Consider the following 15,670-nt stretch of genomic DNA (forward strand, 5'->3'; position numbering starts at 1 on the left):
ATTGTTGAGTCATTTTGTGACCGGTGACGAAAAAAACGATATTCCCTGAATTACGGGGGGTGGAAACCCAATGTTTCAGCAGAAAAAGGACTGGGAAACACGAGAAAACGCATTTGCTGCTTTCTCCATGGGGCCGCTGACCGATTTCTGGCGCCAGCGTGAGGAAGATGAGTTTATGGGCGTCGGGGAAATCCCGGTACGCTTCGTTCGTTTCCGTGATGAAAAAAATGACCGGGTGATTGTGGTCTGCCCCGGGCGCATCGAAAGCTATATCAAATATGCCGAGCTGGCGTATGACCTGTTCCATCTGGGCTTTGATGTGTTAATTATCGACCATCGCGGGCAGGGGCTTTCTGGCAGGATGTTGCCGGATACCCATCGCGGCCACGTGGATAACTTCAGCGATTACGTCGACGATCTGGCCGCGTTCTGGCAGCAGGAAGTGCAGCCCGGACCGTGGCGCAAGCGTTATATTCTTGCCCACTCCATGGGGGGCGCGATCTCGACGTTGTTTTTGCAGCGCCATAAGCACCAGTGTGACGCCATTGCGCTGACCGCGCCGATGTACGGCATTGTGATACGTTTTCCTGACTGGATGGTGCGCCATCTTCTCGACTGGGCTGAGGGCCATCAGCGCATTCGAGAAGGCTATGCCATCGGAACAGGACGCTGGCGGGCATTGCCATTTGCCATCAACGTGTTAACCCACAGCCGGCAGCGTTATCGCCGCAACCTGCGTTTTTATGCCGATGAACCGCGTCTGCGGGTCGGCGGCCCCACCTGGCACTGGGTGCGGGAAGGTATTCATGCCGGTGAGCAGGTGCTGGCGGGCGTAGGCGATGATGACACGCCGACGCTCCTGATCCAGGCGGAAGAAGAGCGTGTGGTGGATAACCGCATGCATGACCGCTATTGTGAACTTCGCGCCGCTGCGGGCCATCCCTGTGAAGGGGGTAAACCGCTGGTCATCAACGGTGCGTACCATGAGATCCTTTTTGAAAAGGACGCTAGGCGCTCAGTCGCGCTCAACGCCATTGTTGAATTTTTCAACAGGCATAACTGATTATTGTTTTCCACCAGAGGTTGAAATCCCTATGTACCAGGTTGTTGCATCTGATTTAGATGGCACGCTGCTTTCCCCCGACCACACCCTGTCGCCTTATGCGAAAGAGACCCTAAAACTCCTGACTGCCCGCGGCGTGAACTTTGTGTTCGCCACCGGTCGCCACCACGTGGACGTGGGACAGATCCGCGATAACCTGGAGATCAAGTCGTACATGATCACCTCTAACGGTGCGCGCGTACATGACACGGACGGCAACCTGATTTTTACCCATAATCTCGATCGTGACATCGCCACCGATTTGTTCGGCATTGTGCATAACAACCCGGACATCGTGACTAACGTTTACCGCGACGACGAGTGGTTTATGAACCGCCATCGCCCGGAAGAGATGCGCTTCTTCAAGGAAGCCGTATTCCAGTACTCACTGTACGAGCCGGGTCTGCTGGAGCCGGAAGGGATCAGCAAGGTATTCTTCACCTGTGTAAATCATGAGGAGTTACTGCCGCTGGAGCAGGCGATCAACGCCCGCTGGGGCGACCGCGTGAACGTGAGCTTCTCCACGCTGACCTGTCTGGAAGTGATGGCGGGCGGGGTGTCCAAAGGTCACGCGCTGGAAGCGGTAGCGAAACGGCTGGGCTTTGATCTGAAAGACTGTATCGCCTTTGGCGATGGCATGAACGATGCCGAGATGCTCTCCATGGCGGGTAAAGGCTGCATCATGCAGAACGCGCACCAGCGCCTGAAAGATCTGCACCCGGAGCTGGAAGTGATCGGCACCAACGGCGATAACGCCGTGCCTAAGTATCTGCGCAAACTGTTCCTTGAATAATCTTCAATTGATTGTTTATTGTTCAGATGTCAACTAAAGAGTTCGCTACAATGCCTCTCCTTCTTTCTGAGAGACAAGCATTGTGGCGCTACTCATTATCACCACTATCCTGTGGGCCTTCTCCTTTAGTCTGATTGGCGAATACCTTGCCGGATCGGTCGACAGCTACTTCTCGGTACTGATGCGCGTGGGGCTGGCGGCGCTGGTGTTCCTGCCGTTCCTGCGTACCCGCGGGCAGTCGCTAAAAACGATACTACTGTACATGCTGGTAGGCGCGATGCAGCTCGGCATCATGTACCTGTTCAGCTTCCGGGCCTACGTTTACCTGTCCGTCTCGGAATTTCTGCTCTTCACCGTGCTGACGCCGCTCTACATCACGCTGATTTATGACTTGCTCAGCAGGCGCCGTTTGCGCTGGGGATATCTGCTGAGCGCTGCGCTGGCAGTCATTGGCGCTGCGATTATTCGCTATGACAAGGTAAGCGATCACTTCTGGACCGGGCTGATGTTCGTCCAGCTCGCTAATATCAGCTTTGCCATCGGGATGGTGGGTTACAAACGTCTGATGGAGACCCGCCCGATGCCGCAGCATAACGCGTTTGCGTGGTTCTATATGGGCGCGGCGATTGTCGCGGTAGCGGCGTGGTTTCTGCTCGGCAATCCGCAAAAGCTGCCGACTACCTCCGTGCAGTGGAGCGTTCTGGTCTGGCTGGGCGTGGTGGCGTCGGGGCTGGGCTATTTTATGTGGAACTACGGCGCTACGCAGGTAGACGCCGGGACGCTGGGGATCATGAACAATGTGCACGTGCCGGCGGGGCTACTGGTGAACCTCGCCATCTGGCAGGAGCAGCCGCACTGGCCGAGTTTCCTTATTGGGGGAACGGTGATCCTGGCTTCGCTGTGGGTACATCGCCGCTGGGTCGCTCCGCGCTCCGCACAAACGGAAGATGGTCGCACGCGTGGTTCCGCGCTGAGCGAATAAACGCTTCCGTAATCGGCTGACGCTGCTCGCCGTCGCGCACGGCGGCGTACAGCCGGCTCCACAGTCCTTCACCCAGGGTTTTGGTGACCACCAGACCCTGGCGTTCAACCGTCTCGACCACCCAGTGCGGCAGCGCCGCAATCCCCATTCTGGCCGCCACCATCTGAATTAACAGCAGCGTGTTATCCACGCTTTTCAGCTGTGGGCTGATGCCCGCGGGTTGCAGGAAATGGCGCCAGATATCCAGACGACTGCGCTGTACCGGGTAAATCAGCAGCGTCTCCGTTGCCAGATCTTCCGGCGTGATACGCGTTTTAGCGGCCAGCGGATGGTCCGGGGCCAGCACCAGACGCACCTCAAAATCAAACATTGGCGAATAGTGCAGACCGCTGCGCGGTAGAATATCTGAGGTCATCACCAGATCCAGCTCACCCTGCTGAAGCGACGGCTGCGGATCAAACGTGACGCCGGATTTGAAGTCCATCTCCACCTGCGGCCACTTCTGGCGGAAGTTCTCAAGCGCGGGGGTCAGCCACTGAATACAGCTGTGACACTCAATGGCGATGCGCAGGGTGGTCTGCTGCGGCTCGTTGCAGGACTGCAACGCGCTGGCAATCTGCGGCAGCACCTGGTTCGCCAGCTGAAGCAAAATTTCGCCCTGCGGCGTAAAGCGCAAAGGCTGGCTCTTACGCACAAAAAGACGAAAGCCGAGGCGTTGTTCCAGATCGCTGAACTGGTGAGAAAGGGCAGACTGAGTCTGGTGCAGCGTGGCCGCTGCCGCCGCAAGAGAACCGCAGTTCCGCAACGCTTGTAGCGTTTTCAGGTGTTTAATCTCGATCATGAAAGTCCTTCACTTCGCCATGAACATTTTGCGCTTGAGGAATATACAGTACCTGCCAATTATAGAAGTGTAAACATCTGGACGTCTAAATAACGAATTTCTACAAGGGGTATGCCATGACAATCCGCACTCACACTCTCGGTTTCCCTCGCGTTGGCCTGCGTCGCGAGCTGAAAAAAGCGCAAGAAAGCTACTGGGCGGGTAACGCCACCCGCGAAGAACTGCTGGCGGTGGGGCGCGAGCTGCGCGCGCGTCACTGGGATCAGCAAAAACAGGCGGGCGTAGATCTGCTGCCGGTGGGCGATTTCGCCTGGTACGACCATGTTCTGACCACCAGCCTGCTGCTTGGCAACGTGCCGGCTCGTCATCAGAACAACGATGGATCGGTGGATATCGATACCCTGTTCCGCATCGGCCGTGGCCGCGCGCCAACGGGTGAGCCAGCGGCAGCGGCGGAAATGACCAAGTGGTTTAACACTAACTATCACTATATGGTGCCGGAGTTCGTTAAGGGCCAGCAGTTCAAACTGACCTGGACCCAGCTTCTGGATGAAGTGGACGAAGCGCTGGCGCTGGGTCACCAGGTGAAACCCGTGCTGCTGGGGCCGGTCACCTACCTGTGGCTGGGCAAAGTGAAAGGCGAGCAGTTCGACCGCCTCAGCCTGCTGAACGATATTCTGCCGGTTTATAAGCAGGTGCTGATTGAGCTGGGCAAACGCGGTATTCAGTGGGTGCAAATCGATGAACCGGCGCTGGTGCTTGAGCTGCCGCAGGCGTGGCTGGATGCCTTCAAACCGGCGTATGACGCGCTCACGGGCCAGGTGAAGCTGCTGCTGACCACCTATTTCGAGGGCGTAACGCCGAACCTCGACACCATTACCGCGCTGCCGGTTCAGGGTCTGCACGTTGATCTCGTTCACGGCAAAGACGATGTGGCAGAGCTGCACAAGCGTCTGCCTGCGGAGTGGCTGCTCTCTGCCGGTCTGGTGAATGGTCGTAACGTCTGGCGTACCGATCTCACCGGGAAATATGTACAAATCAAGGAGATTGTCGGTAAACGTGAATTGTGGGTAGCCTCTTCCTGTTCCCTGCTGCACAGCCCGATCGACCTGAGCGTGGAGACCCGACTCGACCCTGAGGTGAAAAGCTGGTTTGCCTTTGCCCTGCAAAAGTGTGAGGAGCTGGCTCTGCTGCGCGACGCGTTGAACAGCGGCGACACGGCAGCGATTACCGACTGGAGCGCCCCGATCCAGGCGCGCCGTCACTCGACGCGCGTGCATAACCCGGCGGTGGAAAAACGTCTGGCAGCCATCACTGCCCGGGACAGCCAGCGCCAGAGCCCGTATGAAGTGCGCGCCGAAGCCCAGCGTGCGCGCTTTAACCTGCCCGCGTGGCCGACCACAACCATCGGCTCCTTCCCGCAGACTACCGAGATCCGCGGCCTGCGCCTGGACTTCAAAAAGGGCAATCTGGATGCGAATCACTACCGCACCGGCATTGCGGAGCACATCAAACAGGCGATCGTCGAGCAGGAACGTCTGGGTCTGGACGTGCTGGTGCACGGCGAGGCCGAGCGTAACGATATGGTGGAATACTTCGGTGAACACCTGGACGGCTTTGTCTTTACCCAGAACGGCTGGGTGCAAAGCTACGGCTCCCGCTGCGTGAAGCCGCCGGTGGTGATCGGTGACGTCAGCCGCCCGGAGGCGATCACCGTGGAGTGGGCGAAGTATGCCCAGTCTCTGACCGACAAACCGGTAAAAGGCATGCTTACGGGGCCGGTGACCATTCTCTGCTGGTCGTTCCCGCGTGAAGATGTATCCCGGGAAACCATCGCCAAACAGATCGCCCTGGCGCTGCGTGATGAAGTGGCGGATCTGGAAGCGGCGGGGATTGGCATCATTCAGATCGACGAACCGGCGCTGCGTGAAGGCTTGCCGCTGCGTCGCAGCGACTGGGATGCTTATCTGACGTGGGGCGTGGAGGCGTTCCGCCTCAACGCGGCCGTCGCGAAGGACGACACGCAGATCCACACCCACATGTGTTACTGCGAATTTAACGACATCATGGACTCCATTGCCGCGCTCGACGCCGATGTGATCACCATCGAGACCTCGCGTTCAGACATGGAGCTGCTGGAGTCGTTCGAAGAGTTCGACTACCCGAACGAAATCGGGCCGGGCGTGTATGACATTCACTCCCCTAACGTGCCGAGCGTGGAGTGGATTGAATCGCTGCTGCAAAAAGCCGCCCGGCGCATTCCGGCGGAACGCCTGTGGGTAAACCCGGACTGCGGCCTGAAAACCCGCGGCTGGCCTGAAACCCGCGCGGCGCTGGCGAACATGGTACAGGCGGCGCAGAATTTGCGTCAGGCGTAGTGGGGCTGGATTGCCCGGTTGGCGCAGCCGCCACCGGGCTTTTTGTATTACGCTTTCTTCCCGCCGTACTGGCTGAACCACGCCAGCATTCTCTGCCAGCCATCTTTCGCCGATTCTGCGTGATAGCTCGGACGATAATCGGCATTAAACGCGTGTCCCGCATCCGGGTACACCACGATTTCGGCCTTCGCGTTTGCCGCCCGCAGCGCGTGGCGCATGGTCTCGACGGTATCAAGCGGAATGCCGGTATCTTGGCCGCCATACAGCCCTAGCACCGGGGCATTTAAATCGGTGGCGATATCAACAGGATGTTTCGGCGAGTTCAGGGTCTTTTCACCCACCAGTTTACCGTACCAGGCCACAGCGGCTTTCAGCTGCGGATTGTGCGCGGCATACAGCCAGCTAATGCGTCCGCCCCAGCAGAAGCCGGTCACCATCAGACGGTGCGGGTCGCCACCGTTGCGCGCCGCCCAGCTGGCAACGTGGTCGAGATCGGCCAGCACCTGCGCGTCCGGCACTTTGCTGACCAGGTTGCTGAACAGCGTCGGGATGTCGCTGTAATCATTCGGATCGCCCTGACGGAAATAGAGTTCCGGCGCAACGGCCAGGTAACCTTCCAGCGCCAGACGGCGGCAGAGGTCGCGAATATGTTCATGAACGCCAAATATTTCCTGCACCACAATCACGATGGGCAGCGGGCCATCGGCGGATTTTGGCCGCGCGTGGTACGCTGGCATGTTCTCTCCCTGGGAGGGAATGGAGGTCTCGCCTGCGGTAATGGCCTCTTCAGGGGTTGAGACGATGGTTGAAGCATGCGGGGCCGCAGCAGGTGCAAAACCGGTTTTTTCAGTCATGGCATTCTCCGTACCAATGAATGGATTAGCGCAAAGATAAATATAGACACCAGGTTAACAATCCACAGTGCCTTATAGCGTCTATCTTTTGTGCAGCACCCGGCGATATAACTTGTTAATGTGATGTGAATCACTATTTTATGGAAATTAACTGCAATCATTTTCATTCATGGTGAGGTGTGTCACGAAATAATGCACATTGCTTCTGTAAAGTACCGTTTTACTTCTTCTGACAAACCGACCCACAGAGGAGTCACCTATGTCTAAGTCTGATGTTTTTCATCTCGGCCTCACTAAAAACGATTTACAAGGGGCTACGCTTGCTATCGTCCCTGGCGATCCTGAGCGTGTGGAAAAGATCGCCGCGCTGATGGATAAGCCGGTTAAGCTGGCAGCGCATCGCGAATTCACCACCTGGCGCGCAGAGCTGGACGGTAAAGCGGTGATCGTGTGCTCTACCGGTATTGGTGGCCCGTCTACCTCTATCGCCGTTGAAGAGCTGGCGCAGCTGGGCATTCGTACTTTCCTGCGCATCGGCACCACAGGCGCCATTCAGCCGCACATCAACGTGGGCGACGTGCTGGTTACCACCGCATCCGTGCGTCTGGACGGGGCAAGCCTGCACTTTGCACCGATGGAATTCCCGGCAGTGGCCGATTTCGAATGCACCACCGCGCTGGTTGAAGCCGCGAAGTCCGTGGGCGCAACCACCCACGTGGGCGTAACTGCCTCTTCCGATACCTTCTACCCGGGCCAGGAGCGTTACGACACCTTCTCTGGTCGCGTGGTGAGCCGTTTCAAAGGCTCCATGGAAGAGTGGCAGTCGATGGGCGTCATGAACTACGAAATGGAATCTGCGACGCTGCTGACCATGTGCGCAAGCCAGGGTCTGCGTGCCGGTATGGTGGCGGGCGTTATCGTCAACCGTACTCAGCAGGAGATCCCGAACGCTGAAACCATGAAGCAGACTGAAAGCCATGCGGTGAAAATCGTGGTTGAAGCGGCGCGCCGCCTGATCTAATTCTCTCTTCAGTGCTGAAAGGTCGACATGCTCGGCCTTTTCTTTTTGCGTAACGCCTCGCAGGAAAACCCTTTCAAACTGGACGTTCATACAGCACAATTCTATTTTGTGCGGTAATACGTTGATGCAGGGGGCATTGTGGATATCTCAATCCTGATTTATGCAGTGATTGCGCTGGTGAGCGTGGGAATTGGCTGGCTCATTTCCGGCTACCAGCATGCGCAGCAGAAAGCCGAACAGCTGGCAGAGCGCGAGGAGATCGTCGCTGAACTTAGCGCGACGAAACAACAGCTTGCGCTGAGTGACCACTGGCGCGACGAATGCGAACTGCTCAATAACGAACTGCGCAATCTGCGTGATATCAATACCTCGCTGGAGGCCGATCTCCGTGAAGTGACCACCCGTCTTGAGTCCACCCAACTGCACGCCGAAGACAAAATCCGTCAGATGATCAACAGCGAGCAGCGTCTTAGCGAGCAGTTTGAGAACCTCGCGAACCGCATTTTTGAGCACAGCAATCGCCGCGTGGATGAGCAGAACCGCCAGAGCCTGAACAGCCTGCTGACGCCGCTGCGTGAACAGCTGGATGGCTTTCGCCGTCAGGTACAGGACAGCTTTGGTCAGGAAGCCCGCGAACGCCACACGCTGGCGCATGAAATTCGTAATCTCCAGCAGCTGAATGCGCAGATGGCGCAGGAGGCGGTTAACCTGACGCGCGCACTGAAAGGTGATAACAAAGCGCAGGGAAACTGGGGCGAAGTGGTCATGACGCGCGTGCTGGAGGCCTCTGGCCTGCGCGAAGGATACGAATACGAAACGCAGGTCAGCATTGAGAACGATGCGCGCTCGCGGATGCAGCCGGATGTCATTGTTCGTCTGCCACAGGGCAAAGATGTGGTTATCGACGCCAAAATGACGCTGGTGGCCTATGAGCGCTACTTCAACGCTGAGGATGACTACACCCGCGAAACAGCGTTGCAGGAGCACATCGCCTCCGTGCGTAACCATATCCGTCTGTTGGGCAGAAAAGATTATCAGCAGTTGCCGGGGCTGCGATCGCTGGATTATGTGCTGATGTTCATTCCGGTCGAGCCTGCGTTCCTGCTGGCGCTCGACAGACAGCCCGAACTGATCACCGAAGCGCTGAAAAATAACATTATGCTGGTCAGCCCCACCACGCTACTGGTGGCGTTACGTACCATTGCCAACCTGTGGCGCTATGAGCACCAAAGCCGTAACGCGCAGCAGATTGCCGATCGCGCCAGCAAGCTGTACGACAAAATGCGGCTGTTTGTGGACGATATGTCCTCGGTGGGGCAAAGCCTGGATCGCGCGCAGGATAACTACCGCCAGGCGATGAAAAAACTCTCCTCCGGGCGTGGCAATTTGCTGGCGCAGGCGGAGGCGTTTCGCAGCCTGGGGGTGGAAGTTAAACGCGAGATTAATCCGGAACTGGTGGAGCAGGCTACCGCTCAGGACGAAGAGTTTCGTCTGCGTGAAGGCGACGGTAAGCAAAATAGCCGCAATGAAGACAACGATTTAGCGGCGAGTTTATCCCCCGAAGCGCAGCCGGCGCGTTTCTTTCACGGTGGTTGAAACGTAGGGCAAATGCGCCCAATCTGTTACACTTCACGAACATTTGACTGATTAGCAGGCTCTGAGATGGTTGACGATTCACAAGACACAACGCACTTTGGCTTTCAGACTGTCGCCAAAGCGCAGAAAGCTGACATGGTGGCCCACGTATTTCATTCCGTGGCGGCGAAGTACGATGTGATGAATGATTTGATGTCATTTGGCATTCATCGCTTGTGGAAGCGCTTCACTATTGATTGCAGCGGCGTGCGCCGTGGACAAACGGTGCTGGATTTAGCCGGAGGCACAGGGGATCTGACCGCTAAATTCTCCCGTCTGGTTGGCGAAACCGGCCGCGTGGTGCTGGCGGATATCAACGACTCAATGCTGAAAATGGGACGCGAAAAGCTGCGTAATATCGGCGTGGTAGGCAACGTTGAATATGTTCAGGCCAACGCCGAAGCGCTGCCGTTCCCGGATAATACGTTCGACTGCATCACCATCTCTTTCGGTCTGCGTAACGTGACCGATAAAGATAAAGCGCTGCGCTCCATGTACCGCGTGCTTAAGCCGGGCGGTCGACTGCTGGTACTTGAGTTTTCTAAACCGATTATCGACCCGCTGAGCAAAGCTTACGATGCCTATTCCTTCCACGTTCTGCCGCGCATCGGCGAGCTGGTGGCAAACGATGCAGAAAGTTACCGTTACCTGGCCGAGTCCATCCGAATGCACCCGGATCAGGACACGCTGAAAGCGATGATGCAGGATGCGGAGTTTGAAAACGTGGAATACTTCAATATGACGGCGGGTGTCGTCGCGCTGCATCGTGGTTACAAGTTCTGAGTGGAGGTTTCCCGTGCCCATTAAACCCTTAGTCACCGCAGGCATCGAGAATGTACTGAATGCTTTTCTGTATCGCGCTCCGGCGTTGAAAACCGCACGTCAGCGGCTTAACGGAAAGGTGCTGCGCATCGTTTTAAAGGAGTTCTCGACGCCGCTTGTGCTGGTCTTCAGCGAACGCCAGCTTGACGTTCTGGGTGAGTGGGAAGGCGAGGCTGACTGCTCGGTGATTACGCACATGAGCGTATTGCCAAAACTGCGTGACCGTCAGCAGATGACGGCGCTTATTCGCAGCGGTGAGCTGGAGGTCGAAGGCGATATTCAGGTGGTACAGAACTTCGTTGCACTCAGCGATCAGGCTGAATTCGACCCGGCGGAACTGATGGCGCCCTATATCGGCGACATCGCGGCTGAAGGTATAAGCAAAACGCTGCGCACGGGTTCCGCTTTCCTTCGTAAAGGTCTGCTCCGTCAACAGCGCTACGCTGCCGAGGTGCTGACCGAAGAGTGGCGTATGGCGCCGGGGCCTTTAGAAGTCGCCTGGTTTGCAGAAGAGACCGCGGCAGTTGAGCGCGCAGTTGATGCGTTAACCAAACGGCTGGAAAAACTGGAGGGCAAATGACGCCTGGTGAAATTCGGCGCCTCTATTTTATCGTTCGCACCTTTTTGAGCTACGGGCTCGACGAGCTTATCCCCAGAATGCGTATCACCCTGCCGCTTCGGCTTTGGCGTCGCACGCTATTCTGGATGCCGAATCGCCATAAGGATCAGGAGCTGGGCGCACGCCTGCGTCTTGCGTTACAGGAGCTGGGCCCGGTCTGGATCAAGTTTGGGCAGATGCTCTCAACACGTCGCGACCTTTTCCCACCGCAGATTGCCGATCAGCTCGCGCTATTGCAGGACCGCGTTGCTCCGTTTGACGGAGAGAGAGCGAAGAAACAAATCGAAGAAGCGATGGGCAATATCCCCATCGAGACCTGGTTTGATGATTTCGATATTCAGCCCCTGGCCTCTGCCTCTATTGCGCAGGTTCACACCGCGCGCCTGAAGGAAAATGGCAAAGAGGTGGTCATCAAAGTGATTCGTCCGGATATCCTGCCGGTTATCAAAGCAGACATGAAGCTGATTTATCGCCTGGCTCGCTGGGTGCCGCGTCTGTTGCCGGATGGTCGCCGTCTGCGTCCGCTGGAAGTGGTTCGGGAATACGAAAAAACGCTGATTGACGAGCTTAACCTGCTGCGTGAATCGGCGAACGCCATTCAGCTGCGTCGAAACTTTGAAGACAGCCCGATGCTGTATGTTCCTGAAGTCTATTCTGACTATTGCAGTCAGAACATGATGGTGATGGAACGTATCTACGGTATTCCGGTCTCGGACGTGGCGGCGCTGGAAAAACAGGGCACCAACATGAAGCTGCTGGCCGAGCGTGGCGTGCAGGTCTTCTTTACTCAGGTTTTCCGCGACAGCTTCTTCCATGCAGACATGCATCCGGGCAACATCTTCGTCAGCTATGAGCACCCGGAAGATCCGAAATACATCGGCATCGACTGCGGTATTGTCGGCTCGCTGAATAAAGAGGATAAGCGTTATCTCGCCGAGAACTTTATCGCTTTCTTCAATCGCGACTACCGTAAGGTGGCCGAGCTGCACGTGGATTCAGGCTGGGTTCCGCCAGATACCAACGTGGAAGAGTTTGAATTTGCGATCCGCACCGTCTGTGAGCCGATTTTTGAAAAGCCGCTCTCGGAGATCTCTTTCGGACACGTCCTGCTCAACCTGTTCAACACCGCACGCCGTTTCAATATGGAAGTGCAGCCACAATTAGTTTTACTTCAGAAAACATTACTTTACGTTGAGGGCGTAGGCCGCCAGCTCTATCCTCAGTTAGACTTGTGGAAAACCGCGAAACCGTTCCTCGAATCCTGGATTAAGGATCAGGTCGGTATTCCAGCCCTGGTTCGCTCGCTTAAAGAGAAAGGCCCGTTCTGGATTGAAAAAATGCCTGAAATTCCTGAACTGGTTTACGACAGTTTGCGTCAGAGCAAGAACCTTCAGCACAGCATGGATAAAATCGCGCACGAGCTTCAATCCAGTCGCGTGCGTCAGGGGCAGTCCCGCTATCTCTTCGGAATTGGCGCGACGCTGCTGATAAGCGGCACGTTGCTGTTGATCAATCGTCCGGACTGGGAAATGATGCCAGCCTGGATTATGGCTGCCGGTGTGGTTGTCTGGCTTGCTGGCTGGCGAAAAACGCGCTGAATTAGCGTCGCTATCGAGAGATTGCATACGTATAATGCGATCTGACTAATTAATCATCTATCACTGGGGAACACGCATGGGTGGTATCAGTATCTGGCAGTTAGTGATCATTGCCGTCATCGTTGTGCTGCTGTTTGGCACGAAAAAACTCGGATCGATTGGTTCCGACCTGGGCGCGTCAATCAAAGGCTTCAAGAAAGCCATGAGCGATGATGAGAATAAGCAGGAAAAAACCAGTCAGGATGCTGATTTTACCGCTAAATCCATCGCCGATAAGCAGGACGAAGCCAAAAAGGAAGAGGCTAAACGTCACGATAAAGAGCAGGTGTAATTCGTGTTCGACATTGGTTTTGGTGAGTTACTGCTGGTCTTTGTGATTGGTCTGATTGTGTTGGGGCCGCAGCGTTTACCCGTTGCGGTGAAAACCGTTGTGGGCTGGGTGCGGGCGCTTCGCTCGCTGGCAACTACCGTGCAGAACGAACTGGCGCAGGAGCTGAAGCTTCAGGAATTTCAGGACAGCCTGAAAAAGGTTGAAAAGGCGAGCATGGACAACCTGACGCCGGAGCTGAAAGCATCAATGGATGAGTTGCGCGAAGCGGCGGAATCCATGAAGCGTTCTTACAGCATTAACGATCCTGAGAAGGCGAGCGATGAAGCAAACACCATCCACAATCCGGTGGTGAAGGGTAGCGAAGAGCAGCGCGAGGGTGTAACGCCTTCCAGCGCGGAGCATCAGGCTGCTTCGCCAGAGCAATCGCCGCAGGAGCCCGAAGTGAAAAAGCAGGTGCCGCCGGAAGAGCCCGTGGTCAAAACGGCTGAGGTAAAACCCGCCGCGCCCGTTTCCGAATCATCCCCCTCGTCGAGTGATAAAGCGTAAACATGGCAGTAGATGATACTCAACCGCTTATTACGCACCTCATTGAGCTGCGTAAGCGCCTGTTAAACTGCATTATTGCGGTTTTCCTCATTTTTTTATGTCTGGTCTATTTTGCCAACGATATCTATCAGGTGGTTTCCGCGCCGCTGATTAAACAGATGCCTCTGGGCGCGACGATGATTGCAACAGACGTTGCTTCACCGTTCTTTACCCCGATCAAACTGACCTTCTGGGTGTCGTTGATTGCCTCTGCGCCGGTCATTCTGTATCAGGTCTGGGCATTTGTGGCGCCCGCGCTGTACAAGCATGAACGCAAGCTGGTTATTCCGCTGCTGGTGTCCAGTTCGCTGCTGTTTTATATCGGCATGGCGTTCGCCTACTTCGTTGTCTTCCCGCTGGCCTTCGGCTTCCTGACGCATACCGCACCGGAAGGGGTACAGGTGTCGACGGACATCGCCAGCTACCTCAGCTTCGTGATGGCGCTGTTTATGGCCTTTGGTGTCGCCTTCGAGGTGCCCGTAGCAATTGTCCTGCTCTGCTGGGTGGGGGTGACCACGCCTGACGATCTGCGTAAGAAGCGCCCGTACATCCTGGTGGGGGCATTTGTCGTAGGTATGCTGTTAACGCCACCGGACGTCTTCTCGCAAACCTTACTGGCGATACCTATGTACTGCCTGTTTGAAGTCGGCGTGTTCTTCGCTCGTTTCTACGTCGGAAAGGGGCGTACCCGGGACGAAGAAGACGAGCCGTCTGAAGAGACTACTAAAGAATAAAACCAACCGCCCGTCAGGGCGGTTGTCATATGGGGATACGTATGTTTGATATCGGGCTTAACCTCACCAGCGCCCAGTTTGCGAAAGACCACGATGAGGTGGTGGCGCGCGCCTTTGCCGCCGGCGTGGGTGGGCTGCTACTGACGGGAACGAATCTGCATGAGAGTGAGCAGGCACGGCAGCTGGCGCAACGCTATCAACACTGCTGGTCCACCGCAGGCGTGCATCCTCATGACAGCAGCCAATGGACGCATGAAAGCGCTGAGGCGCTTCATCGTCTGGCACAAACGCCAGAAGTGGTTGCCATTGGCGAATGCGGGCTTGATTTCAACCGTAACTTCTCGACGCCTGAAGAGCAGGAGAAGGCATTTACCGCCCAGCTCGCGCTGGCAGCAGAGCTGGAGATGCCGGTGTTTATGCACTGTCGCGATGCGCATGAACGTTTTATGGCGCTACTGGAACCCTGGCTGGAGAAACTGCCGGGCGCGGTGTTGCACTGCTTTACGGGCTCCCGTCAGGAAGCGCTGGATTGCCTGAACTGCGGGCTGTATTTGGGTATCACGGGCTGGGTCTGCGATGAGCGTCGTGGGCTGGAACTGCGTGAGCTGTTACCCGTTATCCCGGCCGATCGTTTGCTGCTGGAAACGGATGCGCCGTATCTGTTGCCCCGGGATATGCAGCCCAAACCGCCATCACGACGTAATGAACCGGCCTACCTGGGGCACATTGCTGAGCGAGTGGCGCACTGGCGCGGAGAAGATGCCCAGTGGCTGGCAGCACAAACCGATGATAACGTGCGTCGTCTGTTCGGCGTGCAGTTCTAAACTTTGCGGAAATCGGTGTTTTTAACGCTCTGCAACACCTCTTTGTTCAGCAGGTTGAGCAGCAGCATGGAGCGCGCTTCACCGTCCGGCTCAGCGAAGATGGCCTGTAACCCTTCAAAGGCGCCTTCGGTGATCACCACGCTGTCGCCGGCATAAGGGGTTTCCGGATCGGTAATATCTTCAGGCTGCTGGTAGACAGAAAGCTGATGAATAACCGATGACGGTACTCTTGCCGGATGGGCGCCAAAACGCACAAAATGGCTGACGCCGCGCGTGGCGCTGATCGTCGTGGTGTGGATCACTTCGGGGTCGAACTCGACGAACAGATAGTTCGGGAACAGAGGCTCACTGACGGTCGTGCGTCTTCCACGCTGCATTTTTTCAAGCGTGATCACGGGTGTCAGGCAGTTAACAGACTGACGTTCAAGATGTTCCTGCGCGCGCTGAAGTTGCCCGCGTTTGCAATACAGTAAATACCAGGCCTGCATAATCACTCTTCCCATTGTTCGGGGCGCAAGCATACCAAAACCCTGGCGGGATCGCTAAGGTGA

Annotated in this window: 16 protein-coding genes; 13 read left to right on the top strand and 3 right to left on the bottom strand. The window is 56.3% G+C overall.

All coding sequences use genetic code 11. The features are described 5' to 3' along the window. Positions 1-70 precede the first annotated feature (70 nt). The 3 genes from pldB to ACQG0T_RS01105 all read left to right on the top strand — a co-directional run bounded on the left by pldB (position 71) and on the right by ACQG0T_RS01105 (position 2,877). Positions 71-1,063, top strand: coding sequence for a lysophospholipase L2 (pldB, locus tag ACQG0T_RS01095; protein ID WP_426723738.1), 993 nt, complete (start codon positions 71-73; stop codon positions 1,061-1,063). A gap of 31 nt (positions 1,064-1,094) precedes the next feature. Further along, on the top strand, positions 1,095-1,895 hold the full coding sequence (gene yigL / locus ACQG0T_RS01100) for a sugar/pyridoxal phosphate phosphatase YigL (RefSeq protein ID WP_015570001.1): 801 nt from the start codon (positions 1,095-1,097) through the stop codon (positions 1,893-1,895). 82 nt (positions 1,896-1,977) lie between these two features. Beyond that, positions 1,978-2,877, top strand: coding sequence for a carboxylate/amino acid/amine transporter (locus tag ACQG0T_RS01105; protein ID WP_023295736.1), 900 nt, complete (start codon positions 1,978-1,980; stop codon positions 2,875-2,877). Here the strand turns inward: ACQG0T_RS01105 and metR are convergent. After that, complete coding sequence (metR, locus tag ACQG0T_RS01110; RefSeq protein ID WP_015570000.1) at positions 2,765-3,718, bottom strand: HTH-type transcriptional regulator MetR; 954 nt, start codon at positions 3,716-3,718, stop codon at positions 2,765-2,767. The genes ACQG0T_RS01105 and metR overlap by 113 nt on opposite strands. Before the next feature lie 116 nt (positions 3,719-3,834). Here metR and metE point away from each other — a divergent pair, with 116 nt between their 5' ends. Beyond that, complete coding sequence (gene metE, locus ACQG0T_RS01115) at positions 3,835-6,096, top strand: 5-methyltetrahydropteroyltriglutamate--homocysteine S-methyltransferase (RefSeq protein ID WP_252051688.1); 2,262 nt, start codon at positions 3,835-3,837, stop codon at positions 6,094-6,096. Positions 6,097-6,143: 47 nt separating this feature from the next. Here metE and ACQG0T_RS01120 read toward each other — a convergent pair whose 3' ends face one another. Beyond that, complete coding sequence (locus ACQG0T_RS01120; protein WP_003860793.1) at positions 6,144-6,950, bottom strand: dienelactone hydrolase family protein; 807 nt, start codon at positions 6,948-6,950, stop codon at positions 6,144-6,146. 259 nt (positions 6,951-7,209) lie between these two features. On the opposite strand from ACQG0T_RS01120, the gene udp reads away from it, so the two are divergent. The 9 genes from udp (at position 7,210) to tatD (ending at position 15,119) form a co-directional block, all read left to right on the top strand. Next, positions 7,210-7,971, top strand: a complete 762-nt coding sequence (udp, locus tag ACQG0T_RS01125; RefSeq protein WP_003860792.1) for a uridine phosphorylase — start codon at positions 7,210-7,212, stop codon at positions 7,969-7,971. 138 nt (positions 7,972-8,109) lie between these two features. Beyond that, complete coding sequence (rmuC, locus tag ACQG0T_RS01130; RefSeq protein ID WP_017383581.1) at positions 8,110-9,567, top strand: DNA recombination protein RmuC; 1,458 nt, start codon at positions 8,110-8,112, stop codon at positions 9,565-9,567. A gap of 66 nt (positions 9,568-9,633) precedes the next feature. Further along, positions 9,634-10,389, top strand: coding sequence for a bifunctional demethylmenaquinone methyltransferase/2-methoxy-6-polyprenyl-1,4-benzoquinol methylase UbiE (gene ubiE / locus ACQG0T_RS01135; protein WP_003860790.1), 756 nt, complete (start codon positions 9,634-9,636; stop codon positions 10,387-10,389). A gap of 13 nt (positions 10,390-10,402) precedes the next feature. Continuing rightward, complete coding sequence (gene ubiJ, locus ACQG0T_RS01140) at positions 10,403-11,008, top strand: ubiquinone biosynthesis protein UbiJ (RefSeq protein ID WP_023295740.1); 606 nt, start codon at positions 10,403-10,405, stop codon at positions 11,006-11,008. Further along, positions 11,005-12,645 (top strand): ubiquinone biosynthesis regulatory protein kinase UbiB, encoded by a 1,641-nt coding sequence (ubiB, locus tag ACQG0T_RS01145; protein WP_017694740.1) that lies wholly within the window; start codon positions 11,005-11,007, stop codon positions 12,643-12,645. The genes ubiJ and ubiB overlap by 4 nt, the downstream gene beginning before the upstream one ends. Before the next feature lie 76 nt (positions 12,646-12,721). Beyond that, positions 12,722-12,976 carry a Sec-independent protein translocase subunit TatA gene (tatA, locus tag ACQG0T_RS01150; RefSeq protein ID WP_003860787.1) on the top strand — a complete coding sequence of 85 codons (255 nt, stop codon included), beginning with the start codon at positions 12,722-12,724 and terminating at the stop codon, positions 12,974-12,976. Positions 12,977-12,979: 3 nt separating this feature from the next. Further along, a complete protein-coding gene (tatB, locus tag ACQG0T_RS01155) occupies positions 12,980-13,522 on the top strand; it encodes a Sec-independent protein translocase protein TatB (RefSeq protein WP_003860783.1) in 543 nt (180 codons plus the stop codon). Positions 13,523-13,524: 2 nt separating this feature from the next. Beyond that, the gene (gene tatC / locus ACQG0T_RS01160) at positions 13,525-14,295 is read left to right on the top strand and encodes a Sec-independent protein translocase subunit TatC (protein WP_015569997.1); all 771 of its coding nucleotides are present in this window, start codon (positions 13,525-13,527) and stop codon (positions 14,293-14,295) included. 41 nt (positions 14,296-14,336) lie between these two features. Beyond that, positions 14,337-15,119, top strand: a complete 783-nt coding sequence (gene tatD / locus ACQG0T_RS01165; protein WP_059295485.1) for a 3'-5' ssDNA/RNA exonuclease TatD — start codon at positions 14,337-14,339, stop codon at positions 15,117-15,119. Here tatD and rfaH read toward each other — a convergent pair. After that, positions 15,116-15,607 (bottom strand): transcription/translation regulatory transformer protein RfaH, encoded by a 492-nt coding sequence (rfaH, locus tag ACQG0T_RS01170; RefSeq protein ID WP_003860779.1) that lies wholly within the window; start codon positions 15,605-15,607, stop codon positions 15,116-15,118. The two genes, tatD and rfaH, sit on opposite strands and share 4 nt — an antisense overlap. Positions 15,608-15,670: the final 63 nt, after the last annotated feature.

Source organism: Enterobacter cloacae complex sp. 302F9, from assembly GCF_050030335.1.
Lineage (GTDB): Bacteria > Pseudomonadota > Gammaproteobacteria > Enterobacterales > Enterobacteriaceae > Enterobacter > Enterobacter hormaechei_C.